We start from the raw sequence: 24,261 nt of genomic DNA, 5'->3' as shown, positions 1-24,261 counted from the left end.
ACCGCCCCCGGAAGTACGTCAGCGGACCGCTCTCCGTGCTGGGCGTGTCCGCCCGCAGCACCCGGCCGATGACGAGCGTGTGGTCCCCGGCCGCCACCCGCTGCTCGGTCCGGCACTCCAGCACCGACAGCGCACCCCGCACCAGCGGCGCGTCCGTCTCCTTGCCGCGCTCGTAGGGGATGTCCTCGAAGAGCAGCCGGTCGCTGATGCGGCCCTTCATGGCGAAGCGGCCCGCGATGTGGCGCTGGCTCTCGGAGAGCACCGAGACGCCCCACAGCTCCTGGCGCTCGAGGAGGTCGTCCATGCGGGAGCCGTCGCGGACGCTCACCATGACCAGCGGCGGGTCGAGGGAGACGGACAGGAAGGCGGTGGCCGTCATGCCGACGTCCTCGCCGCGCGGACCGTCCTCGGGGTCGTGCGCGGTCACCAGCACGACGCCCGCGGCGAGGCGGGCGAGGGCGGCACGGAATTCGTCGGCGGTCACCCCTTCAGGATGAGCTATGCCGGTCTCTGTGGGCGAAGTCGTCTGCAACACGCTCAGCACGCTAGCCGCACCCGGGTGCGGCCCGCATCGGGCTGGGGGACCAGACGGGTCCTAGGTCCAGGCACCGTACGGCGGCGGAGCGCGGCGAGGCGTCCGTTACCTGCGGAAATGATCGGGAAGCCGGGCCGAGCGGTCGCGAGGAGGCCAAGAAGGCCCCGGAAAGCAGCGGGAAAGCGGCTGGGAACCGCCGGTAAAGCGCCGTCGAACTGCTGCGAATGGATCAGGAAATCGCCCCGGAAGTGACATCCGCAGGCCGCCGGATTTGCGTTCAGGAAGCATAGAGCTGCAGTCGAACGCCAGTATTGGAACACCATCACATCATGTGACATGAGTCACAGAGGGCGGTAATTGTTGACCCTGTGTACCGAGTGGTCAGCTCGCTGTGATTCAGTGGCCCGGTAAACGGACGAACAAGAAGCCTGGAGTTGCTGTCGAGGTCTCGGGGGAGAGCGAGCTATGGAGACCGAGTCGGAGCCGTACGTCCGCCTGGCGACCTTGCGACAGGTGCACCGGGCGATCGCGGAACTGAACACCGCGCGCAGCCTCGCGGACACGCTGCAGACCGTCGCGGACGGCATCGTGACCGGGCTCGGCTATGAGCTCTCGGCCGTGAATCTCGTACGACCGGACGGTGATCTGGTCGTGGCGGCGGTGGCGGGAAGCGCCAGCGCCGAGGCCCTGATGGCGGGCCGGGTGGGCTCCCGGGTGTCCTGGGAGCGGCGCCTGGCGATGGGCGAGCACTGGGGCGACCTGCGGTTCATTCCGTACACCGAGGGCTGGGTCCTCGACGACGACGACGTGCCTCAGTGGCACACCGGCGGCAGCGCCCCGCGCTTCGTCCACGAGTGGCATCCGATGGACCGCCTGTTCGCCCCGATGTACACGACCGGGCCGTCCGGCGGAGAGCTGCTCGGCGTGATCTCGGTCGATAAACCGACCAACGGCCGCAGGCCGGGGGCCTGGGGCCGCGAGGCTCTCCAGATGTATGCGTCGCAGGCCGCGATTGCGATCAGTAACGCTCGTCTACGCGCAAACATGCAACGCGCCCTGGTCCGACTCGAGCGGGAACAGCAGGCGCTGCGTGCCAGCGAGGAAAGCTTTCGCCAGGCCTTCGAGTACGCGCCCAGCGGCATGGCCATCGCCGAACTGGGCGGCGACCAGCACGGCCGGCTGCACCGCACCAATGACGCCCTGTGCCGGCTGCTCGGCCGCTCGGCGTCCCAGATGCGCCGCTACTCGTTCTCCGACCTGGTCCACCCCGAGGACGTCGGCACCCTCCTGCGCACCTCGGCCGAGGGCGGGCGCGCGGAGCTGCGCCTGGCCCGCCGCGACGGCACGTTCGTCTGGGTCTCGCTGCGCAACTCCGTGGTCGCCGACGCCGCCGACGGGCCGCGCTTCCTGCTCACCCACGTCGAGGACATCGAGGAGCGCAAGCGGCACGAGCTGCAGCTCGCCCACCGCGCCAGCCACGACTCCCTGACCGGCCTGCCCAACAGCGCCGAGCTGCGCTCCCGCCTCAGCAGCCGGCTGTGCGCCCGCCCGCCCGGCAGCGAGGCGCACGCCACGGCGGCCGTCGGCCCGTACGGCCACCTGGACGCCTTCGCGGAGGTGGAGAGCGCCGCGGGCGTGGCCGCCTTCGCCGGGCACGCCCACGCCGGACACGCCGCCCACGCCCTCGGCCGCGTCGGCGAGCCCGTACCGCACGGGCACGGCCCCGTACCGCACGGGCACGGCTTCGGCTCCGACACCGGTCCCGACTTCGTGCCGGACGACTTCGGAAGCCTGCCCGGGATGACCACGGGGGCGTACGACCACCACGAGCACACCATCGCCCCCGACGAGGGCGCCGACGACGGCGCCAAGGGGCTGGCCGTCCTCTTCTGCGACCTCGACGGCTTCAAGTCGATCAACGACCGCTTCGGGCACCACACCGGCGACGCCGTCCTGATCGAGGTGGCCCACCGGCTGAGCAACGGCGTCCGCGACGGCGACACGGTGGCGCGTCTCGGCGGCGACGAGTTCGTGGTGCTGGCCGACGGCCTGGGCCAGGCCGACGCCGAGGATCTCGCGGCCCGGCTGCGCAATGCGATCATTCCACCCATAAGGGTCGACGGGCGGGCCGTCCGGGTGGGGGCGAGTTTCGGAATCGGCTGGGCCGGTTGCGGAATGTCCGCCGACGAGGTGCTGCACTCCGCCGACCAGCGGATGTACATAGAGAAACGGTCGCGTGCGAAGGCGGGCAGACGCGCCGGGTGAGGGCTGGTTTGCACCTCTTCGTGAGGTCTGGACCACGGCGTGATCCCGTCGGCTCGGGGTAGGCTGCGCCGATGCGGCACCGCCGCCGACCGTGGTCGCCGCCCCGGCCTCGAAAGCCACGGTTTCGGCGCATAGGAGCGTGGGCGCCGATGGGCACACCATGTGGGGAGTGACAGGGGATGACGGCCGGTAACAACGGCACCGGTACGCCGGAGAACGACGACCCGTTCGGCTACCTGTACCGCTCGGAAGGCGGCGACGGGGCCACCGAGGGCGGCCAGCAGCAGACCGCCGCCCGCCAGCCGGGTGTCCCGCGCACGTCGTACAACCAGGTACGCCCGGTCGGCTCCCGTCAGTACGGCCAGCAGCCCGCCGCGCAGCGCGCCCAGCAGCCGCAGCACCCCCACTACTCCGCCCCCGAGACCCTGCCGGGCGGCGCACCCGCCCCCTCCGGCCCGGGCGCCGGCGCGGGCGCGGGCACCGGCCGCGGCTCCCACGGCGGCCACGGCGCGTCCGACCGGCCCAAGCGCCGCGGGCTGCTGATAGCGGCGATAGCCGTTGTCGCGGTCGTCGCCGGCGGCATCGGCGTGGCGGTCATGACCAACAGCTCGGACGACAAGGGCACCAACGCCGGCGGTGACAGCGGCAAGGTCGTCACGGACGACTCGGGCAAGCCCGACGACTCCGAGAAGAAGAAGGAAAAGGAAAAGAAGGACGACCCCGCCAAGAATCCTTCCGCCAACGGGCAGAAGAAGCGCGACGCGGCCAGCCTGCGGCTGAGCGGAGGCGCCACCACGGAGAAGATCGTGAAGGGCGCGGATGCTGCGGATGGCACTTACATCGCCGGCATGAACCAAGTGGGTGCCGCCGTCGAGTGGACGGTTGACGTCGATGAAACTCGTCAATACCGGCTGTACGTCCACTACGGCGTTCCGGGCAAGGATGCTGAGCTCACCATTGGCGCCAATGGCAAGGGCGACACTCGAGCCATCCGATTGCACAACTTTGGTGGGCTGAAGGATGGCGAGTGGGAGGGGTGGCAGACGACTTGGTCCAACGTGAAGTTGAACAAGGGCACCAACACCATCAAGCTCTCCTGCGAGCCCGGCAACAAGTGTGACGTTCACCTCGACCAGGTGTGGGTCACCCCGGGCTGACGGCCCGTAGGAACGCCGCCACCGTCTCCGCCATCGCCTCCCGCGCAGGGACCAGGTACCTGCGCGGGTCGACCGTGGTGGGGTGGGTGTCGAGGTAGGTCCTCACCGCCGTCGTGTACGCCGTGTTCAGGGCCGTACCGACGTTGATCTTCGTCATGCCGGCCGCCACCGCGCGCCGGAGCTCGGCCTCGGGTACGCCCGAGGAGCCGTGGAGGACGAGCGGTACGCCGGCCGCCTCGCGTAGGGCGGTGATCAGGGCGTGGTCGAGGGTGGCCGTGCGCTCGGTCATCGCGTGGGTGCTGCCGACCGCCACGGCCAGGGCGTCGACGCCCGTGTCCGCGACGTAGGCCGCCGCCTCGGCCGGGTCCGTGCGTACGCCCGGGGTGTGGGCGTCGCCCGCCTTGCCGCCGATGCGGCCCAGTTCCGCCTCGACCCAGATGCCGCGTTCGTGGCCCCAACGGACCGCCGCCGCCGTGGCCTTGACGTTGTCCCCGTACGGGAGCTTCGACGCGTCGAACATCACCGAGCCGAAGTCGTGCGCCGACGCGGCGTGCAGCAGGTCCGTGCTCTCGACGTGGTCGAGGTGGAGCGCGAGGCGGGCGCTCGAGGCGCGGGCCACTGCGGCCGTGGCGGCGGCGAGGGGGGCGAGGTCGCCGCCGTGGAAGCGGACGGCGTTCTCGGAGATCTGGAGGATGGCCGGGGCGCCTGCGGCTTCGGCTCCGGTGGCGATGGCCTCGGCGTGTTCGAGGGTGATGACGTTGAAGGCCGCGACGGCTGCGCCTGTGTTCATGAGGTCTGCGGTGCGGGTGAGTGGCATGAGGGTTCTTTCCCCCACCCCGCCCCTTCCCGTAACCGGGGCTGTGCCCCGGACCCCCTTTGTCCTCAAACGCCGGACGGGCTGGGTGGGGGCCGTGACCGGGGTGGGCCTGCGGGCCTGCTGTGTCCTCAAACGCCGGACGGGCCTGCTGTGTCCTCAAGCGCCGGACGGGCTGAATGGTCAGGCGCCGGACGGGCTGAGAGGGCTGACCTTCACCTGCCCCAGCAGCCTCTCGTACATCGTCGCGTCGTACTCGCCCGCCGCCGGTGCGGCCACCGTCGCCGCCGACAAGGCCACGGCCCGGGCCAGGCGTTCGGGCCAGGCAAGGCCTTCGGCCCAGCCCGAGAGCAGGCCCGCCACCGCCGAGTCGCCCGCCCCCGTCGGGTTGCCCGGCAAGGGCTTCGGCGGGGTGGCGCGCCAGGTGCCGTCGGGGGTGAGGGCAAGCATGCCGTCGGGGCCCAGGGACGCGGCGACGGCGTGGGCGCCCCGGCGGCGGGCGGCGACGGCGGCGCGCAGGGGGTCGGTGGTGCCGGTGAGGGCGGCGAGTTCGGCGGCGTTGGGCTTGACGACGTCGGGGCGGGCGGCGATGCCGCGGCGCAGCGGTTCGCCGCTGGTGTCCAGCAGCACCGGTATGCGCCGGGCGCGGGCGGCGCGTACGAGGTGGGCGTACGCCCCTACGGGAACGCCCGGCGGGAGGCTGCCGCACAGGGCCACGGCCCGGGCGTCGCGCAGGAGATGGGTGTAGCGGTCGTCGAAGGCGGCCCATTCGGCGGGGGTGACGTCGGGGCCGGTCTCGTTGAGCCGGGTGGTGTCGCCGGCCGAGGCGTCGACGACGGCGACCGTGCGGCGGGTGGGGCCGGTGATGCGGACGAACTCGTCGGTGACGGTGGTCTCGGCGAGCAGTGTGCGGACGGTCTCTCCGGTCGCGCCGCCGGCGAGGCCGGTGGCCACGGTCTCGTGGCCCAGTGAGGCCAGGACGCGGGCGACGTTCAGGCCTTTGCCGCCGGGGCGTTCGACGGCGGGCGGGACGCGGTGCTCGGCCTGTGGGCGCAGGTGCGGTACGCGGTAGGTGAGATCGAGCGCGGCGTTGAGGGTGACCGTGAGGATCATCGGCGCCTCTTTTCTCGACCGGGGGAGTTGGGGCCACGGGACGGACCGCGCCAGCGATCATGCCAAAACAGCGGCGGCAGGCCCAGACCTCCGGACCTGCCGCCGTGCCCCAAATCGGGGGACAATCACCGCACTTCGGGACCGACCAGCCATTCGCCCTTGCGCATGACGCCCACCAGGTCGTACGAGTCGTCGAGGACGACCAGGTCGGCGTCCTTGCCCGGCTCCAGCGAGCCGATGCGGTCGGACAGGCCGAGGAGGCGCGCGGGAGTGGTGGACAGCGCTCGTACCGCGTCCTCGAGCGGGAGCCGGTCGACGGTCACGGCGCGCTTGAAGGCCGTGTCCAGGGTGAGCGTCGAGCCGGCGATCGAGCCGGCCGTCGGGCCGTCGGCGATGCGGGCCACGCCGTCCTTGACCTCCACGCCCATGGGGCCGAGGAAGTACATGCCGTCGTTCATACCGGCCGCGCCCATCGCGTCGGTGATGAACGCGACCCGGTCGGCGCCGGCCCGGGCGAACGCCAGCTCCAGGACGGAGGGGTGGAGGTGGGTGCCGTCGTTGATGAGCTCGACGGTGACGCGCTCGTCCTCCAGCAGGGCCGCGATGGGGCCGGGGGCGCGGTGCTGGAGCGCGGGCATGGCGTTGAAGAGGTGGGTGGCGACGGTCGCGCCGGCGTCGATGGCCTCGAGGGTCGCCTCGTAGGTGGAGTCGGTGTGGCCGACGGCGGCGATCACGCCGTGGTCGGCGAGCATGCGGACGGAGTCCAGGCCGCCGGGCAGCTCCGGGGCGAGCGTCATCATGCGGGCCGTGCCGCGCGCCGCGTCGACGAGCTTGCGCACGTCCGCCGGGTCCGGGTCGCGCAGGAGGCCCGGCTGGTGGGCGCCGCAGCGGTGGGGGGAGATGAACGGGCCCTCGAAGTGGATGCCCGCGAGGTCGCCCTGCTCGGCCAGTTCGGAGAGGACCGCCGCCTGCCGGGCGAGGTCGTCCAGGTCACCGGTGACGGTGGAGGCGATCATCGTGGTGGTGCCGTGCGCGCGGTGCGTACGGATCGCGGTGAGCGCCTCCTCGGCCGTACCGGCGGAGAAGGACGCCCCGCCGCCGCCGTGCACGTGGGTGTCGACGAAGCCGGGGACGATCGTGTGGCCGGTGAGGTCCAGCGTGGGGGCCTCCGCCGGCGCGTCGTGCGCGATGCGCCCGCCCTCGATCGTGACGCGGCCCCCTTCCGCCACGCCGGTCGGCAGCACCACGCGGGCGCCGGCGAGAACCGTTCGTTCGACCATCAGGGGGATACCTCCGTTGTGTGCGTGGCCGTCGTGCGCGGGGCTGTCGTGCGCGTGGCGAGAAGGTCCCAGGCGAGCAGGCCCGCGCCCAGGCAGCCGGCGGCGTCCCCGAGGGCCGCGGGGACGATGTGGGGGAGCTTGCGGAAGGTGACGCGTTCCGCGACCGCCGCGCGCAGCGGCGCGAACAGCGTCTCGCCGGCCTCGGCGAGCCCGCCGCCGATGATCAGCGTGCGCGGGTCCAGCAGGCTGACGGCGATGACCAGGCCGTCGGCGAGGGCGTCGATGGCGTGCTGCCAGACCGCGCGGGCGCGCGGGTCGCCGGACTCGACGGCCCGGGCGCAGTCGGCGGCGTCGGCGTGGGCGTCGCCGCTCGCCGCCGCCCAGGCGCGGGAGACGGCGGAGGCGGAGGCGAGCGTCTCCAGGCAGCCGCGGCCGCCGCAGCCGCAGGCGACGCCGTCCGGGCCGGGGCGTACGACGATGTGGCCGATCTCGCCCGCGTAGCCGTGGGCGCCTTCCTCGATGCGGCCGTCGATGCCGATGGCGCCCGCTATGCCGGTGCCCAGCGGGACGAACAGGAAGCGGTCGGCGCCCTTGCCGGCGCCGATCCGGCCCTCGGCCACGCCGCCGGTGCGCACGTCGTGGCCCAGCGCCACGGGTATGCCGCCGAGCCGGGCGGCGAGGAGGTCCCGCAGGGGCAGGTCGCGCCAGCCGAGGTTGGCGGAGTAGACCGCCGTGCCGGCGGCGGCGTCCACGATGCCGGGGACGGCCGCGCCGGCGGCGCGGGCGGCGGTGCCGAAGCGCTCGCGGCCGAGCGCCTGGAGCTCGGCCGCGAAGTCGAGGATGCCGGCCACGACGGCGTCGGGGCCCCGGTCACGGCCGGTCGGGCGGCGCGCCTCGTGCAGGAGCGCGCCGTCGGCGCCGACGAGGGCGGCCTTGATTCCGGTTCCGCCCACATCGAGGGCGATGACGTGTTTCACCCCGGTAGTTTCGCCCGTCGGGGTGCGAAAGGTCTAGTCCACTCGCCGGTGCGTGGCGCGGCGCAGGGCGCTAGGGGGTGAGGATCACGCTGCGGGTCAGGTTCCGGGGCGCGTCCGGGTTCAGGCCCCGGGCCTCGGCGATGGCCACCGCCAGGCGCTGGGCGCGGACCAGCGACGCCATCGGGTCCTCGCCGTCGTCGGCACCCCCGCCGACCGGAGTGCCCCCGGCCGGCGTGCCGCCGACCAGCGTCCCGCCCGCCTTCGCGACGTCGTCCGCAAGCCCGTCCGGCAGCGGGCCGAACGCCCAGGTCACCCGGCCCGGCGCGCTGACCGCTATCGGGCCGTGGCGGTACTCCATCGCCGGGTACGCCTCCGTCCACGCCCCCGCCGCCTCGCGCATCTTCAGGGCCGCCTCCTGCGCGAGCCCGTACGCCCAGCCGGCGCCCAGGAACGTCCACTGCTCGGCGGCGAGCGCGGCGGCCGGCAGCGGCTCGGCGAGCGCGCGCTCGGCGTCCGTCGCCGCCTCGGCCACCGTCCGCACCCCCGCCGGCAGCCGGCCGTCCCTCTCCAGGCCCGCGCGGAGGAAGGCGAGCGCGGTGGTCGCGAAGCGCGTCTGCACGACGGACTCCTCGTCCGCCCAGTCCAGCACCGCCACGTCGTCCGCCGCCCGCATCACGGGCGTCGCGGGGTCGGCGGTCAGCGCCAGCACCTCCCACCGCTCGCGCACCTCGCCGACCAGGTCGAGCACCTCGGTCGTCGTCCCGGACCGGGTGATCACCACGAGCCGGTCGTACGTGCGCGAGACCGGGAACTCCGAGGCGGGGAAGGCGTCCGTCTCGCCCTGCCCGGACGCCTCGCGCAGCGCCGCGTAGGCCTGCGCCATGAACCACGACGTGCCGCAGCCGGTCACGGCGACCCGTTCGTCCGGGCGCGGCAGCCCCGGGGCGCTCGCCGCGGCCTCGGCGGCGCGGCGCCAGCTGCCGGGCTGGGTGGCCAGCTCCCGGGCGGTCAGGGGGGGAGGAGGAAGGGGCCGGAGAGGGGGACGGGGAGGGGGCCGGAGAAGGGGACGGCTTCATGCGCTGGGTGCTCCTCGCGGTGCGGTCGTGCGACGAAAGCGGTCGCCCCGTGCATAGCAGTCGCCTGTGACCTGGGGGAAGAGCCCTACGGCGATACCGAAGCGCAACCCCGTCGCCGTAGACCGTAAGGTGGCGCGCGGGAGAGACTCACGGTCTCCACGGGACGAACACACGAACCACAAGGTGGGTAGCAGTAGTGCAGCGGCGGCGGTTCTTGGGCATGACGGCGGCGGGAGCCGCCACGACGGCGTTGGCACCGGTGCTGACCGGGTGCGGGGCCGACACCCCCGGTGGCGACACGCGGCTGAAGCTCGTGGCCGCCGACTACGGCGACAAGGAAGCCAACAGCTCCCGGAAGTACTGGGAGGGCCTGGTCCGTGAGTTCCAGAAGCAGCACAGCAAGATCAAGGTAGACGTCGAGGTCTACAGCTGGACCGAGGTCGACAAGCGGGTCGCCGACATGGTGGCCAAGGGCAAGGCCCCCGACCTCGCGCAGATCGGCGCGTACGCCGACTTCGCCGCGGCCGGCAAGCTCTACAGCGCCGACCAGATGCTCTCCATCCCCACCCAGGCCGACATCATCGCCTCCCTCGCCAAGGCCGGCGAGGTGCACCGGGTGCAGTACGGCATCCCGTTCGTCTCCAGCACCCGCCTGCTCTTCTTCAACAAGAAGCTGTTCGCCAAGGCCGGCATCGCCAAGGCGCCGGAGAACTGGGACGAGATCCAGTCCGCCGCGAAGAAGCTCCACGCCATCGGCGTGAAGATACCTTTCGGCCTGCCGCTGGGCCCCGAGGAAGCGCCCGCCGAGACGATGATGTGGATGCTGAGCGCGGGCGGTGGCTACACCGACCAGAACGGCTCCTACCTGATCGACTCGCCGGAGAACGTCAAGGCCTTCACCTGGCTGCGCGACGAGATGGTCGGCCAGGGCCTCACCGGTCCCGGCAACCCCGCGCGCACCAACCGGCAGGACGTCTTCGACGCCTTCTGCAAGGGCGAGGTCGGCATGCTCAACGGCCACCCCACCCTGATGCAGCAGGCCCAGGCCGGCCACATCGAGTTCGACATGGCGCCGCTGCCGGGCATCAAGGGCCCCTCCAAGTCGACCATGGGCGTCGCCGACTGGATCATGGCGTTCAAGAAGAACGGCCACCGCGACGAGATCGGCACCTTCCTCGACTTCATCTTCAGCAAGGACAACGTGCTGTCGTTCACCACGCAGTACAAGCTGCTGCCGGTGACCACCAGCGCCGCCGACGCGATGGAGGAGAGCCGCGCCAACAGCGACCTGTGGCAGTTCCTCAAGCCGCTGCGCCAGGCCGCCGAGCTCTACCCGGTCAGCAAGACCTCCTGGGCCTCGGTCAGCAAGACCGTCAAGGAGAAGATCGGCGCGGCCGTGCAGAAGGGCGGCGACCCCGCCGCCGTGCTCGGCGAGATCCAGCGCGAGGCGAACGCCACCGAGCTCGCGGACCGCTCGGACCGCTAGGTTGGCCGGTATGGCACAGGACGAGCCCGGGCGCGAGGACGAGCGCGAGCCCGGGCACGGGCATGAGGACGAGCCCGAGCATGAGGCCGAGCACGGGCACGAGGACGAGGCCGGACATGAGGCCGAGTACGAGGCCGGGGCCGAGGCCCCGGCCGACGCCGGGTCCGGCGGGCTGCCCGAGGCGGACCGTGCCGTGCTCGCCCTCGAGCGGCAGTCCTGGCCCGGCCCCGGCGCCAAGGAACGCGCCGTCCGCGAGCGCCTCGGCATCACCCCGACCCGCTACTACCAGCTGCTCAACGCCCTCCTCGACGACCCGCGCGCCCTCGCCCACGACCCCGTCACGGTCAACCGGCTGCGGCGGCTGCGGGACGAGCGGCGCGCGCGCCGCTGAGATCCGGGCCGGCTGAGATCCGGGCCGGCCGAGATCCGGGCCGGCGTCGCGAACCCGTACAACTGCCCGTCCCGGCGGCGGACGCCCCGGTAGGGTCGGCCGTATGGGCAGCCACCCCCTCCCGGAACCCGTGACCGCCGCCGGCCGCGACGGACTGGCCGCGCTGCTCGCGCGACCCGAACGGGCGGTCGTCGCACTCGACTTCGACGGCACCCTCGCCGCCATCGTCCCGGACCCGGAACGGGCCCGCGCCCACCCCGGCGCCGTCCAGGCCCTCGCCCGGCTGGCGCCGCGCCTGGGCTCCGCCGCCGTGATCACGGGCCGCCCGGCCGGGGCCGCGGTGCGCCTCGGCGGGTTCGCCGGAGCCCCCGGGCTGGAGCGCCTCGTCGTCCTCGGCCACTACGGCGCCGAGCGCTGGGACGCCGTGACGGGCACCGTGCGCGCCCCCGCCCCGCACCCCGGCGTCGCCGCCGTCCGCGCGGAACTCCCCGGCGTGCTCGACGACTCGGGCGCCTGGCACGGCACCTGGGTCGAGGACAAGGGCCGGGCCGTCGCCGTCCACACTCGGCGTGCCGACGACCCCGAGCGCGCCTTCGAGGCCCTGCGGGCCCCGCTCGCCGGCCTCGCCGCCCGGCACGGCCTGATCGTCGAGCCCGGGCGGCTGGTGCTGGAGCTGCGCCCGCCGGGCATGGACAAGGGCGTCGCCCTCGCCGCGTACGTCCGCGAGTCCGGCGCCGGATCCGTCCTCTACGCCGGCGACGACCTCGGTGACCTCGCCGCCTTCGCCGCGGTGGAGAAGCTGCGCGCCGAGGGCGTGCCCGGCACGCTCGTGTGCAGCGGCAGCGCCGAGGTCACCGCGCTCGCCGAACGGGCCGACCTCGTCGTGGACGGGCCGGCGGGCGTGGTGGGCCTGCTGTCCGCCCTGGCCGACAAGCTCGGCTGACCGCTTTCACCTGCGCCTTTCTCCTGCGACTTTCACCCGCGCCGCGGCCTGTGCGGGGCCCGCCGGAGCGGCGGGCCCACCCGTCACAGCGCGCGCAGCTGGTCCACGAACCACCGGGCCGGAGGCAGCGCCGTCGCCGCGGCGGCCAGCCGCTTCGTGCGCTCCAGGCGCTCGGCGGGGTCCATCAGCAGGGCGGCGTTCAGCGCGCGGGCGGTGTCCGCCACGTCGAAGGGGTTGACCATCAGGGCGTCCTCGCCCAGCTCGGCCGCCGCGCCCGCCTCGCGCGAGAGCACCAGCGCGCAGCCGTGGTCGGAGACGACGGGGACCTCCTTGGCGACCAGGTTCATGCCGTCGCGGATCGGGTTGACCAGGGCCACGTCGGCCAGCCGGTAGGCGGCCAGCGAGCGGGGGAAGTCGTCCTCCATCTGCAGGGCGACCGGCGTCCAGTCCGCCGTGCCGAACGTGGTGTTGATCTCGTGGGCGACCCGGCCGACCTCGGCCATGTACGAGCGGTAGACCGCGAGGTCCTGCCGGGAGGGGTAGGCGAACGCGATGTGCACGACCTCGCCCTGCCAGTGGGGGTGGTCCTCCAGCAGGCGGCGGTAGGCGAGCAGGCCGCGGACGATGTTCTTCGACAGCTCGGTGCGGTCCACGCGCACGATCGTCCGGCGGCCCGGGCCGATCTGCCGCCGCAGCGCCGCCAGCCGCTCCTCGACGTCCGGGCGGTGCGCCCGCTCCCGCAGGAATTCCGCGTCCGCGCCCAGTCCGTGGACGCCGAGCCGGGTCGTCCGCCCCTCGAAGGTCACCGACGTGGCGACCCCGTCCTCGCGCGTCACCTCCGCGCCCGGCAGCACGACCTCGCAGGACGCGGCGAAGGCCTCCGCCCAGCGCCGGGTCAGGAATCCGGCGCGGTCGCCGCCCAGGATGCCGCGCAGGACCTGCCCGGCGACGTCGTCCGGCAGCAGGCGGTAGTAGTCCGGCGGGGCCCAGGGGGTGTGGGAGAAGTGGCCGATGCGCAGGTCGGGGCGGCGGGCGCGGAGCAGGCCGGGCACGAGGACGAGGTGGTAGTCCTGGACCAGGACGGAGGCGCCCTCCGCGGCCTCCTCGGCGATGGCGTCCGCGAAGGCGGTGTTGTACGCCTCGTACGCCTCCCACTGGGCCCGGAAGGCCCCGTCGAAGACGGGCTCGAGCGGCGTCTGCCACAGCATGTGGTGGACGAACCACAGCACGGAGTTGGCCACGCCGTTGTACGCGGCGGCGAACGTGGCGGGGTCGATGTCCAGCATCCGCACCCGGTGGCCGCCGGTGTCGGCCTCGGGCAGCCGCCGGCCGCCGAGCCGGGCCGCCTCGCGATCGGTGTCGCCGAGCGCCGCGCACACCCACACCGCGCCGGCGTCCTGGCCTATGGCGCTCAGCCCCGAGACCAGCCCGCCGCCGCCCCGCCCCGCCAGCAGCGAGCCGTCCTCGCCCCGGCGGTACGACACGGGCCCCCGGTTGGAGGCCACGACGATCGGCGCGGCGTCCGGTTCCGGTGCGTGGTGCGTGTGCTCAACGACCATGACGGCAGCCTTGCCCTTCGAAGAACCGCTCAAACGTACGCTTACGCGGCATGCCGCTGCGCGTACTCCGGTATCTCGGCCATCGGGGGCCGCTCCTCGGTGTCCACCGCGTACGTGCGCGGCACGAATCCCTCCTCGGTCCGCTCGAACTGCGTGAGCACCGGGCGCACCAGATGGCCGCGGGCCAGCCGGAGCTGGGCGGTGCGGTAGATCGCGGCCGCCATGCGGCCCAGGGCCCGGCCGTCCTGGTGCCGGTGCCGCCGGACGCCCACGTCCACCTGGGCGAGCGCGTCCAGGCCCACCGTGTGCAGCGCGTCCACCAACAGGCCCAGCTCGACGCCGTACCCCACCGGAAACGGCAGCCGCTCCAGCAGCTCGCGGCGGGCGGCGTACTCGCCGCCGAGCGGCTGGACGAAGCCCGCCAGCCGCGGCCAGTGCAGGTTGAGCAGGGGCCGGGCCACCAGCTCCGTCACCCGGCCGCCCTGCCCCGGCGCCTCGCCGAGCGGACGGTCGTACATCGCCTTGACGAAGTGCACGTCAGGGTCGGTCAGCAGCGGGCCGACGATCCCCGAGACGAAGTCGGCGGAGAAGTCCTTCAGGTCCGCGTCCACGAAGCAGACGACGTCGCCGGTCGTGACCAGCAGCGCCCGCCACAGCACCTCGCCCTTGCCGGGCAGTGCGGGCAGCCGCGGGAGGATCTCGTCGCGGTGCACCACCCGGGCGCCGGCCGCCGCCGCGACCTCGGCGGTGCGGTCCGTGGAGCCGGAGTCCACCACCACCAGCTCGTCCACCAGCGGAACGGCGTCCGACATCAGCTCACGCCGGATCGTCGCCACGATGGCGCCGACCGTCGCCTCCTCGTCGAGCGCCGGCAGCACCACGCTGACGGTGGTGCCCGCGCCGCGTTTCGCGGCGAGCAGCTGGTCGAGCGGACGGTCGGTGGCGGACCAGGACCGCCGGGCAAGCCAGCGCTCCACCTCTTCCAGCACGTGTACGACTCCTCGGTGTCGATCGTCATGTTGACCCTTGGCGGGACCGTTCCGGTCGTCGCCGGGGCATGTCTCGCGGTGCGGGACGGCCCTCCAACGCGGCCATCCCTTCCGTTACAGTCTTGAACAACGCAGGCGCCCGATGCATGTCGGGGTCGTCGCGCGCACAAATGCCTGGGCCCTGCCCAGCGCCATACCGCTCATCCAGAGGGGCAGAGGGACACGGCCCGTTGAAGCCCCGGCAACCCTCCAGCCGGTCTCACCGTTCATTCGGCGAGGCTCCCGGCGGGGAAGGTGCCAATTCCGTCTCGTGGCGACGTACGCCGCGAGGAAGATGAGGAGAAAGGGCCTCGCCTCCATGGCTGTCCAAGCCGTTGAAAGTCGTACCTCCGTACCTTCTGCCGCCCCCTTCGGACCCGCCGTCGCGCTGTCCTGCCGCGAGTGCGGCGAGCGCTTCGATCTCGGTCCCTCCTTCGCCTGCACCTCCTGCTTCGGTCCGCTCGAGGTCGCGTACGAGCTGCCGGCCGGCGACCCCGAGGCGCTGCGCCGCCGGATCGAGTCCGGGCCGGCGAACATCTGGCGCTACGCGCCGCTGCTGCCCGTCCCCGCCGACGTGGCGGACCGGCCGAACCTCGAACCCGGCCTCACCCGGCTCGTCAAGGCCGACAACCTCGCCGCCGAGCTGGGCGTGACGGGGGAGTTGTACGTCAAGGACGACTCCGGCAACCCCACGCACTCCTTCAAGGACCGCGTCGTGGCCATCGCCGTCGAGGCCGCCCGCGCCTTCGGCTTCACCACGCTGTCCTGCTCGTCGACCGGCAACCTCGCCGGGGCGGTCGGCGCGGCGGCGGCCCGCGCGGGCTTCCGCTCCTGTGTCTTCATCCCGCACGACCTGGAGGCCGGCAAGGTCGTCATGGCCGCCGTCTACGGCGGCGACCTCGTGGGCATCGAGGGAACGTACGACGACGTCAACCGCTTCTGCAGCGAGCTGATCGGCGACCCGCTGGGCGAGGGCTGGGGCTTCGTCAACGTCAACCTGCGCCCGTACTACGGCGAGGGCTCCAAGACGCTCGCGTACGAGATCTGCGAGCAGCTGGGCTGGCGGCTGCCGGACCAGATCGTGGTGCCGGTCGCGTCGGGGTCGCAGCTGACGAAGATCGACAAGGGGCTGAAGGAGCTCATCGCGCTGGGGCTGGTCGAGGACCGCCCGTACCGCATCTTCGGCGCCCAGGCGCAGGGCTGCTCGCCGGTCTCGCGGGCGTACAAGGACGGGCACGACGTGGTGCGCCCGGTGAAGCCCGACACGATCGCGAAGTCCCTGGCGATCGGCAATCCGGCCGACGGGCCGTACGTGCTGGACATCGCGCGGCGCACGGGCGGGGCCGTCGAGGACGTCGACGACGAGCGGATCGTGGACGCGATCAGGCTGCTGGCGCGCACCGAGGGCATCTTCGCCGAGACGGCGGGCGGCGTGACGGTGGGCGTGACGCGGAAGCTGCTGGAGAGCGGGGTGCTCGACCCGGCGCTGACCACGGTCGTGCTCAACACCGGGGACGGGCTCAAGACGCTCGACGCCGTGGCGGCCGGGCCGACGGCGACGATCCGGCCGTCGCTCGAGGCGTTCCGCGCCGCCGGGCTTTGCGAGCAGTAGCTCGTAGCCCGCACCGCCGGGCTTTGCAAGCAGTAGCTCGCAGCTCACAGCCCGCAGCTCGTAGCCCGCACTCCTTCACCGACCCATGAGGTGACGTCACCATGAGCGTTTCCGTCCGCATCCCCACCATCCTGCGCACCTACACCGGGGGGCAGGCCGAGGTCCCCGCCGAGGGCGCCACCCTCGCCGAGGTCATCGCTTCCCTCGAGCGGAACCACCCGGGCATCGCCGCGCGCGTGCTCGACGATGCCGGCAAGCTGCGCCGGTTCGTCAACGTGTACGTCAACGACGACGACGTCCGCTTCGAGGGCGGGCTGGACGCCGCCACGCCCGACGGGGCCGGCGTCTCGATCATTCCGGCCGTCGCCGGCGGCTGAGCCGGCCTGCGGCGGACAGTCGACAGGCCTCGACAGCCCGTCGATGAACCGTAAATCAATGGCCTGAGCTTTTCTCAGCGTTCCTGTGCATGTCCCCGGAATAGCCCCGCCCGTAAAACGGACGGGGCTATTCCGTCTGTTGAAGCGCGATACAGTTGGGGCGATCCCCCTCCGGTGTCAGCACCGAACGCATATGAGAACCCGTCAAGTTGTGCGCGAAACATGTGCACGAATTGTCGGGTTGGTTGCGTTATGCCCGGTCCGACTTGCCCGGGAAGCTGCGGAAATCGGTACGAATAACCGATCGGCCGCACCTGGAATTCTCGTCCGACTGACCTGTTGCAGACGGCATCCGTGCGGATACATTCAGCCGCGGTCGACGCGTTCCGGCGCACACCCTCAACCTGTCTGGGGGTGAGGTCTGACCCGGGTCCGCGAAGTGCGGTCCTGTGCAAGGGCCAGTAATAGGGGAGTTAGGCATGGCTCAGGGCACCGTCAAGTGGTTCAACGCGGAGAAGGGGTACGGCTTCATCGCGGTCGACGGTGGTGCGGATGTTTTCGTCCACTACAGCGCGATTCAGATGGACGGCTACCGCACCCTCGAGGAGGGGCAGCGAGTCGAGTTCGAGATCTCGCAGGGCCAGAAGGGGCCGCAGGCGGACATGGTGAGGCTCAGCGCCTGATCGCACGCATCGACCGGCTCGATCGGCTCGCCGAGGGGTCCGCACCGTCACCGGTGCGGGCCCCTCGCGCGTGCCCGGGCGGGCGCGTGCGTACGCGCGGGTCAGAGGGTGGATGTGCGGTTCGGGGGAGCGGCCGCGCATGCACCCTCGCGAACATGGGCATGCCTCGGGTTGGCCTGCGCCCCCGGCTGCCGCCGGGAGGTGCCCCCGCTGCCACCCGAGGTGCGTACCTCGTGGACCGCTTGCACTCGAGGTGGTCGAGTGCTAATCATTGGGCTTAGCACTCTCCTGGTGAGAGTGACAGATTTGGACCGTCGGTGAGGTCCGGGAGCCAAGCGGGGCAAGGAACCGCGCGGTGCACGGGCCGTCCGTCGCGGGCGCCAGCGCGGTCCGGAGCAGTCTCCACCCCGTCCTGGGAGGACCACTTCACATGGCCAAGATCATCGCGTTCGACGAGGAGGCACGGCGCGGTCTCGAGCGCGGGATGAACCAGCTCGCCGACGCCGTCAAGGTCACCCTTGGCCCCAAGGGCCGCAACGTCGTCCTCGAGAAGAAGTGGGGCGCCCCCACGATCACCAACGATGGTGTGTCCATCGCCAAGGAGATCGAGCTCGAGGACCCGTACGAGAAGATCGGCGCCGAGCTGGTCAAGGAGGTCGCGAAGAAGACGGACGACGTCGCCGGTGACGGCACGACGACCGCGACCGTCCTCGCCCAGGCGCTGGTCCGCGAGGGTCTGCGCAACGTGGCCGCCGGCGCCAACCCGATGGCGCTGAAGCGCGGCATCGAGAAGGCCGTCGAGGCCGTCTCCGCCGCCCTGCTCGAGCAGGCCAAGGACGTGGAGACCAAGGAGCAGATCGCCTCCACCGCCTCCATCTCCGCCGCCGACACCCAGATCGGCGAGCTCATCGCCGAGGCCATGGACAAGGTCGGCAAGGAAGGCGTCATCACCGTCGAGGAGTCCCAGACCTTCGGTCTGGAGCTGGAGCTCACCGAGGGTATGCGCTTCGACAAGGGCTACATCTCGGCGTACTTCGCCACCGACATGGAGCGTATGGAGGCGTCGCTCGACGACCCGTACATCCTGATCGTCAACTCGAAGATCAGCTCGGTCAAGGACCTGCTGCCGCTCCTCGAGAAGGTCATGCAGTCCGGCAAGCCGCTGCTGATCATCGCCGAGGACGTCGAGGGCGAGGCCCTGTCCACGCTGGTCGTCAACAAGATCCGCGGCACCTTCAAGTCCGTCGCCGTCAAGGCCCCGGGCTTCGGCGACCGCCGCAAGGCCATGCTGGGCGACATCGCCATCCTCACCGGTGGCACGGTCATCTCCGAGGAGGTCGGCCTCAAGCTCGAGAACGCCGGTCTCGACCTGCTCGGCCGCGCCCGCAAGGTCGTCATCACCAAGGACGAGACGACCATCGTCGACGGTGCCGGTGACAGCGACCAGGTCCAGGGCCGCGTCAACCAGATCCGCGCCGAGATCGAGAACAGCGACTCGGACTACGACCGCGAGAAGCTCCAGGAGCGCCTCGCGAAGCTGGCCGGCGGCGTGGCCGTCATCAAGGCCGGTGCCGCGACCGAGGTCGAGCTCAAGGAGCGCAAGCACCGCATCGAGGACGCCGTTCGCAACGCGAAGGCGGCCGTCGAGGAGGGCATCGTCGCCGGTGGTGGCGTGGCCCTGCTGCAGGCCTCCGCGGTCTTCGAGAAGCTCGAGCTGGACGGCGACGAGGCCACCGGTGCCAAGGCCGTGAAGCTGGCCCTGGAGGCCCCGCTCAAGCAGATCGCCGTCAACGGTGGTCTCGAGGGTGGCGTCATCGTCGAGAAGGTGCGCAACCTTCCCGTCGGCCACGGCCTGAACGCCGCGACCGGCGAGTACGTCGACATGATCGCCGAGGGCATCATCGACCCCGCCAAGGTCACCCGCTCCGCCCTGCAGAACGCCGCGTCCATCGCCGCGCTCTTCCTGACCACCGAGGCCGTCATCGCCGACAAGCCGGAGAAGGCCGCCGCGGCCGCTCCGGGCGGCATGCCGGGCGGTGAGATGGACTTCTGATCGACCCCTCGGGTTGATCAACCGTCCTCTTGGACACCGGGGCGGCACCTTCCTCACGGGGGGTGCCGCCCCGGTGGCGTTTTCCGGGCGGGACGGCACGTACGGCGGCGCATGAGGGACACTGGAAGCTTGTCCCGCACACGGACGGGACCGATGCGAGCGGAAGGCCGAGGCGTGAACGGACCCCTCATCGTCCAGAGCGACAAGACCCTGCTGCTGGAGGTGGACCACGACCGGGCGGACGCGTGCCGCCGGGCGATCGCGCCGTTCGCCGAGCTGGAACGGGCGCCGGAGCACATCCACACCTACCGGGTGACCCCGCTGGGCCTGTGGAACGCCCGCGCCGCCGGGCACGACGCCGAGCAGGTCGTCGACGCGCTGGTGTCGTACTCCCGCTACCCCGTGCCGCACGCCCTGCTCGTCGACATCGCCGAGACCATGGACCGCTACGGGCGGCTGAAGCTGGTCAAGCACCCCACGCACGGGCTGGTGCTGGAGAGCACCGACCGGCCGGTGCTGGAGGAGATCCTCCGCTCGAAGAAGATCCAGCCGCTGGTGGGCGCCCGGATCGACCCCGACACCGTCGCCGTGCACCCCTCCGAGCGCGGCCAGATCAAGCAGACGCTGCTGAAGCTGGGCTGGCCGGCCGAGGACCTGGCCGGGTACGTGGACGGCGAGGCCCACCCCATCGACCTGCGCGAGGACGGCTGGGCGCTGCGGCCGTACCAGAAGCAGGCCGTGGAGGGGTTCTGGCACGGCGGCTCCGGCGTGGTCGTGCTGCCGTGCGGCGCCGGCAAGACGCTCGTCGGCGCGGGCGCCATGGCCCAGGCCAAGGCGACCACGCTGATCCTCGTCACCAACACCGTCTCCGCGCGCCAGTGGAAGCACGAGCTGGTCAAGCGGACCTCGCTGACCGAGGACGAGATCGGCGAGTACAGCGGTACGCGCAAGGAGATCCGCCCGGTCACCATCGCCACCTACCAGGTGCTGACGACCAAGCGGAAGGGCATCTACCCGCACCTGGAGCTCTTCGACTCCCGCGACTGGGGCCTGGTCGTCTACGACGAGGTGCACCTGCTGCCCGCGCCCGTCTTCAAGTTCACCGCAGACCTGCAGGCCAGGCGGCGGCTGGGGCTGACCGCGACGCTGGTGCGCGAGGACGGGCGGGAGTCCGACGTCTTCTCCCTCATCGGCCCCAAGCGCTTCGACGCGCCCTGGAAGGAGATCGAGGCCCAGGGCTACATCGCCCCCGCCGACTGCGTCGAGGTGCGCGTGAACCTCACCGACTCCGAGCGGCTGACGTACGCGACGGCCGAGACGGAGGACAAGTACCGCTACTGCTCCACGACCGCCACCAAGCGGAAGGTCACCGAGGCGCTGGTGCGCAAGCACCAGGGCGAGCAGACGCTGGTCATCGGCCAGTACATCGACCAGCTCGACGAGCTCGGCGAGCACCTGGACGCGCCCGTCATCAAGGGCGAGACGACCAACGCGCAGCGCGAGAAGCTCTTCGACGCCTTCCGGCAGGGGGAGATCTCCGTACTGGTCGTCTCCAAGGTCGCCAACTTCTCCATCGACCTGCCGGAGGCGACGGTCGCCATCCAGGTGTCGGGCACCTTCGGCTCGCGCCAGGAGGAGGCACAGCGGCTGGGCCGGGTGCTGCGCCCGAAGGCCGACGGCCACGAGGCGCGCTTCTACTCCGTGGTCGCCCGCGACACGGTCGACCAGGACTTCGCGGCGCACCGCCAGCGCTTCCTGGCCGAGCAGGGGTACGCGTACCGCATCGTGGACGCGGACTCGCTGCTGGCGGGCGAGGACGCCTGACGGTCCGCCCCGGCGCCGCTTTTCGCGCTGTCAGCCCGTCGGCAGGTCGGCCAGGATGGCGATGACCATCAGGCCCGAGGCCAGCGCGGCGGCGAAGGTCCAGCCGCGCGCCTGGCGGAAGCGCGGGCGCGCGGGCAGGGCCCAGGTCGCGATCAGCAGGACGGCGGAGACGACCCAGACGACCGGCGCGATCGCCAGGGACCGGTTCAGCGCGGCCGAGCAGTGGTCGGGCCCGCAGCTGTCGGTCGCCATGGGGGACAGGCCGAGGAAGAACAGGTCGATCATCAGCAGCGGCACCATCACGACGGTGGCCACGCCGCGCAGGAGGCCGGCCCGGCGGTCGTACGTGGCCGGGTCGCGCGGCGGCGGGAGGGCGCCCGGCTGCCAGGCGGTGGGTGCGGAGTTCTTCATGGTCGCCAGTGAACCAGCCGGCGGGGCGGGCGGGCCTCGGGGTACGTACTCATTTCGGGGCCGTCCGGGTACTCAGACGCGGGGTACTCGGATGCGGGTATCGGGCGTGGGTGCGTGAAGGCTCAGGCCGTGCGCTTGTCGGCGTACTCGCCGAGGACGACGACGCTGACGGCCGCACCGGCGAAGGCCTTGATCGCCCGGAGGGCGGCGGCGAGGGGCGAGGCGGCCGGGGAGCCGTCCGGGGAGATGGATGCTGAGGTCATGTCTTCCATGATGGTCGCCGGGAGCGCCCCGGGCATCGGTCTGCCGGTGTAAACGGGTGGGTGCGGCCGTACGACCCAAGGATCATGGCGTCCCCTACGGGAGGTGGACGGCGACCCCGAGGACCCCGGGGTGCGCGGGAAAACCGTTCGCGCGCCCCTTTTCGGCTGACTACAATCCACCCTTCCCGCCGCCTCCCGCCTTCGCCTACGGGAGCGCCGCCGCCCGGTCGGTAACCGGACGGCTCACCGCTCAGTACGCCGTACGCCAGGAGGACTTGCCGTGCCCGCGCCCGTACCGCCCCCGCACCCCCACGACCCCCTCGAGCGGGAGCGCGCCCACCTCGCCGCCTCCCGCTCCGCGCTGCGCGCGATGCGGGCCGACGTCGAGGCCCTCGACATCAAGGACGTCACCGCCAACTGGGTCAACGCCGTCGTCCTCCAGTCGCAGATCGAGGACCGCATCGCCGCGCTCGCCGATCTCGCGCACACCCCGCTCTTCTTCGGCCGCCTCGACTACCTGCACGCGCCGGGCGCGGACGGGGCGGAAGGGGCCGAGGGCGAGCAGTTCTACATCGGGCGGCGGCACGTCCACGACGCCGACGGCGATCCGATGGTCATCGACTGGCGCGCCCCGGTCTCGCAGCCGTTCTACCGGGCGTCGAAGAAGGACCCGCAGGACGTGGGTCTGCGTCGCCGGTTCGGCTACACGGGCGGGGAGTTGACCGCCTACGAGGACGAGGACCTGACCGACGCCGCCGGCGGCGACCAGGCGAGCCGGCTGCTGCAGAGCGAGATCGAACGGCCGCGCGTCGGCCCGATGCGGGACATCGTCGCCACCATCCAGCCCGAGCAGGACGAGATCGTGCGCGCCGGGATCGGCGGCACGGTCTGCGTCCAGGGCGCCCCCGGCACCGGGAAGACGGCCGTCGGCCTGCACCGCGTCGCGTATCTGCTCTACGCCCACCGGGAGCGGCTGGCCCGCACCGGCACGCTGGTCATCGGCCCGAACCGGTCCTTCCTGCACTACATCGAGCAAGTCCTGCCCGCCCTGGGCGAGTTGAACGTCGCCCAGGCGACCGTGGACGACCTCGTCGCGCACGTCGACGTGTGGGGGAACGACTCGCCCGCCGCCGCCATGATCAAGGGCGACGCCCGTATGGCCGAGGTGCTGCGACGCGCGGTGCGGTCGGGGGTGACGATGCCGGACGAGGCGGTGGTCGTCGTGCGCGGCTCGCGGCGCTGGCGGGTTCCCGCGTACGAGATCGAGGAGATGGTGCGGGAGTTGCTCGCCCGCGACATCCGCTACGGGGCCGCGCGCGAGGCCCTGCCGCAGCGCATCGCGCACGCCGTGCTCGTGCGCATGGAGGAGGCCGGCGAGGCGCCCGACGACCGGGTGCAGGACGCCGTCGCGCGCAGCACGGCCGTCAAGGCGGCGGTCAAGGCGATCTGGCCGGCGGTCGACCCGGCGAAGCTGGTGCTGCGGCTGCTGTCGGAGAAGGAGTTCCTGGCCGAGCACGCCGAGGGGGTGCTCTCGCCGGCCGAGCAGCGGGAGATCCGCTGGGCGAAGCCCGCGCGGTCGGTGCGGACGGCGAAGTGGTCCGCCGCCGACGCGGTGCTGATCGACGAGGCGTCCGACCTCGTCGCCCGCACCCATTCGCTGGGGCACGTGGTGCTGGACGAGGCGCAGGACCTGTCGCCCATGCAGTACCGCGCGGTGGGCCGCCGCTGTACGACCGGGTCGGCGACGATCCTGGGCGACCTCGCGCAGGGCACCACGCCGTGGGCGACGAGCAGCTGGCGGGAGGCGCTGGCCCACCTGGGCAAGCCGGAGGCGGCCGTGGAGGAGCTGACGCAGGGCTTCCGGGTGCCGCGCGAAGTGATCGCCTACGCCTCGCGGCTGCTGCCGGCCATCGCGCCCGGCCTGGCGGCGGCGACGTCGGTCCGCGAGTCGCCGGGCGACTTCGCGGTGCGGCAGGTGGCGGCGGACGCCCTGGACGCCGCGGTCGTCGAGGCGTGCCGGCGGGCGCTGTCGTACGAGGGCTCGATCGGTCTCATCGCGGCGGACGACCGGTTCGGGGAGCTGGGCGCGGCGCTGACGGCGGCCGGTCTGCCCTGGCTCCGTCCGGGCGAGGAGACGTCGGCCGAGGCGCGGCTGACGCTGGTCCCCGCGCCGCTGGCCAAGGGCCTGGAGTACGACCACGTCGTGCTGGACGAGCCGGCCGCGGTGGTGGCCGGGGAACCGGACGAACGGACCGGCCTGCGGCGGCTGTACGTCGCGCTGACGCGGGCGGTGTCGGGGCTGACGATCGTCCACGCGCAGCCGCTTCCCGCGCAGCTGCTGGGGTAGCGGGCACGGCCGGGGTGGCCGGCGCTGCCGGGGTGGCGGGCACGGCCGGGGTGGTGCGGCACCGCCG

The 24,261-nt window shown here is 72.5% G+C and carries 21 protein-coding genes and 1 riboswitch; of the genes, 11 read left to right on the top strand and 10 right to left on the bottom strand.

Annotation, left to right across the window (positions count from 1 at the left end):
• Positions 1–535 (bottom strand): flavin reductase family protein (locus tag J1792_RS10010; protein ID WP_307842934.1); only part of this gene is annotated, 535 nt, incomplete at its 3' end.
• Between the two features lie 465 nt (positions 536–1,000).
• Between J1792_RS10010 and cdgB the strand changes: the two genes are divergently transcribed.
• Both cdgB and J1792_RS10000 read left to right on the top strand, forming a co-directional pair.
• Positions 1,001–2,800 carry a diguanylate cyclase CdgB gene (gene cdgB / locus J1792_RS10005; protein WP_086571020.1) on the top strand — a complete coding sequence of 600 codons (1,800 nt, stop codon included), beginning with the start codon at positions 1,001–1,003 and terminating at the stop codon, positions 2,798–2,800.
• Positions 2,801–2,979: 179 nt separating this feature from the next.
• Positions 2,980–3,957: a carbohydrate-binding protein gene (locus J1792_RS10000; protein ID WP_207247037.1), complete on the top strand. Its 978-nt coding sequence runs from the start codon at positions 2,980–2,982 to the stop codon at positions 3,955–3,957.
• On the opposite strand, the gene J1792_RS09995 is transcribed toward J1792_RS10000, so the two are convergent.
• From J1792_RS09995 to J1792_RS09975, 5 genes are all read right to left on the bottom strand, one after another.
• On the bottom strand, positions 3,944–4,774 hold the full coding sequence (locus J1792_RS09995) for a class II fructose-bisphosphate aldolase (RefSeq protein WP_207247036.1): 831 nt from the start codon (positions 4,772–4,774) through the stop codon (positions 3,944–3,946). The genes J1792_RS10000 and J1792_RS09995 overlap by 14 nt on opposite strands.
• A 180-nt stretch (positions 4,775–4,954) precedes the next feature.
• The gene (locus tag J1792_RS09990; RefSeq protein ID WP_207247035.1) at positions 4,955–5,884 is read right to left on the bottom strand and encodes a 1-phosphofructokinase family hexose kinase; all 930 of its coding nucleotides are present in this window, start codon (positions 5,882–5,884) and stop codon (positions 4,955–4,957) included.
• Positions 5,885–6,009: 125 nt separating this feature from the next.
• A complete protein-coding gene (gene nagA, locus J1792_RS09985; protein ID WP_207247034.1) occupies positions 6,010–7,164 on the bottom strand; it encodes an N-acetylglucosamine-6-phosphate deacetylase in 1,155 nt (384 codons plus the stop codon).
• On the bottom strand, positions 7,164–8,141 hold the full coding sequence (locus tag J1792_RS09980; protein ID WP_207247033.1) for an ROK family protein: 978 nt from the start codon (positions 8,139–8,141) through the stop codon (positions 7,164–7,166). The genes nagA and J1792_RS09980 overlap by 1 nt, the downstream gene beginning before the upstream one ends.
• A 70-nt stretch (positions 8,142–8,211) precedes the next feature.
• Positions 8,212–9,024, bottom strand: a complete 813-nt coding sequence (locus J1792_RS09975) for an SIS domain-containing protein (protein ID WP_242645498.1) — start codon at positions 9,022–9,024, stop codon at positions 8,212–8,214.
• 413 nt (positions 9,025–9,437) lie between these two features.
• Between J1792_RS09975 and J1792_RS09970 the strand changes: the two genes are divergently transcribed.
• The 3 genes from J1792_RS09970 to otsB all read left to right on the top strand — a co-directional run bounded on the left by J1792_RS09970 (position 9,438) and on the right by otsB (position 12,037).
• Positions 9,438–10,703 (top strand): extracellular solute-binding protein, encoded by a 1,266-nt coding sequence (locus tag J1792_RS09970; protein ID WP_207247032.1) that lies wholly within the window; start codon positions 9,438–9,440, stop codon positions 10,701–10,703.
• Between the two features lie 172 nt (positions 10,704–10,875).
• Entirely contained in the window at positions 10,876–11,094 is a 219-nt protein-coding gene (locus J1792_RS09965; protein WP_086568521.1) for a DUF3263 domain-containing protein, read from the top strand.
• Positions 11,095–11,197: 103 nt separating this feature from the next.
• Positions 11,198–12,037: a trehalose-phosphatase gene (gene otsB / locus J1792_RS09960; RefSeq protein WP_086568514.1), complete on the top strand. Its 840-nt coding sequence runs from the start codon at positions 11,198–11,200 to the stop codon at positions 12,035–12,037.
• Positions 12,038–12,120: 83 nt separating this feature from the next.
• Here the strand turns inward: otsB and J1792_RS09955 are convergent, their stop codons facing one another.
• Both J1792_RS09955 and J1792_RS09950 read right to left on the bottom strand, forming a co-directional pair.
• The gene (locus J1792_RS09955; protein WP_207247031.1) at positions 12,121–13,596 is read right to left on the bottom strand and encodes an alpha,alpha-trehalose-phosphate synthase (UDP-forming); all 1,476 of its coding nucleotides are present in this window, start codon (positions 13,594–13,596) and stop codon (positions 12,121–12,123) included.
• 41 nt (positions 13,597–13,637) lie between these two features.
• Positions 13,638–14,585, bottom strand: a complete 948-nt coding sequence (locus J1792_RS09950; RefSeq protein WP_086568510.1) for a glucosyl-3-phosphoglycerate synthase — start codon at positions 14,583–14,585, stop codon at positions 13,638–13,640.
• Between the two features lie 197 nt (positions 14,586–14,782).
• Positions 14,783–14,926, top strand: a riboswitch (SAM riboswitch).
• A 17-nt stretch (positions 14,927–14,943) separates the two neighbouring features.
• Between J1792_RS09950 and thrC the strand changes: the two genes are divergently transcribed.
• From thrC to J1792_RS09925, 5 genes are all read left to right on the top strand, one after another.
• Positions 14,944–16,236, top strand: a complete 1,293-nt coding sequence (thrC, locus tag J1792_RS09945) for a threonine synthase (RefSeq protein ID WP_086568508.1) — start codon at positions 14,944–14,946, stop codon at positions 16,234–16,236.
• A gap of 101 nt (positions 16,237–16,337) precedes the next feature.
• Positions 16,338–16,613 carry a MoaD/ThiS family protein gene (locus J1792_RS09940; RefSeq protein ID WP_086568507.1) on the top strand — a complete coding sequence of 92 codons (276 nt, stop codon included), beginning with the start codon at positions 16,338–16,340 and terminating at the stop codon, positions 16,611–16,613.
• Positions 16,614–17,092: 479 nt separating this feature from the next.
• The gene (locus J1792_RS09935) at positions 17,093–17,296 is read left to right on the top strand and encodes a cold-shock protein (protein WP_004929928.1); all 204 of its coding nucleotides are present in this window, start codon (positions 17,093–17,095) and stop codon (positions 17,294–17,296) included.
• A 430-nt stretch (positions 17,297–17,726) separates the two neighbouring features.
• Positions 17,727–19,349, top strand: a complete 1,623-nt coding sequence (gene groL / locus J1792_RS09930) for a chaperonin GroEL (RefSeq protein ID WP_086568505.1) — start codon at positions 17,727–17,729, stop codon at positions 19,347–19,349.
• 174 nt (positions 19,350–19,523) lie between these two features.
• Positions 19,524–21,173 (top strand): DNA repair helicase XPB, encoded by a 1,650-nt coding sequence (locus J1792_RS09925; protein ID WP_086568504.1) that lies wholly within the window; start codon positions 19,524–19,526, stop codon positions 21,171–21,173.
• A gap of 30 nt (positions 21,174–21,203) precedes the next feature.
• Here J1792_RS09925 and J1792_RS09920 read toward each other — a convergent pair whose 3' ends face one another.
• Positions 21,204–21,584, bottom strand: a complete 381-nt coding sequence (locus J1792_RS09920; protein ID WP_086568502.1) for a hypothetical protein — start codon at positions 21,582–21,584, stop codon at positions 21,204–21,206.
• Positions 21,585–21,706: 122 nt separating this feature from the next.
• Entirely contained in the window at positions 21,707–21,847 is a 141-nt protein-coding gene (locus J1792_RS09915; protein WP_179199155.1) for a hypothetical protein, read from the bottom strand.
• 280 nt (positions 21,848–22,127) lie between these two features.
• Here J1792_RS09915 and J1792_RS09910 point away from each other — a divergent pair, with 280 nt between their 5' ends.
• On the top strand, positions 22,128–24,194 hold the full coding sequence (locus tag J1792_RS09910) for a HelD family protein (protein ID WP_307842933.1): 2,067 nt from the start codon (positions 22,128–22,130) through the stop codon (positions 24,192–24,194).
• The last annotated feature ends 67 nt before the right edge of the window (positions 24,195–24,261 follow it).

Source organism: Streptomyces triculaminicus (assembly GCF_017349075.1).
Taxonomy (GTDB): domain Bacteria; phylum Actinomycetota; class Actinomycetes; order Streptomycetales; family Streptomycetaceae; genus Streptomyces; species Streptomyces triculaminicus.
This window is presented reverse-complemented; position numbering and strand designations above follow the sequence as displayed.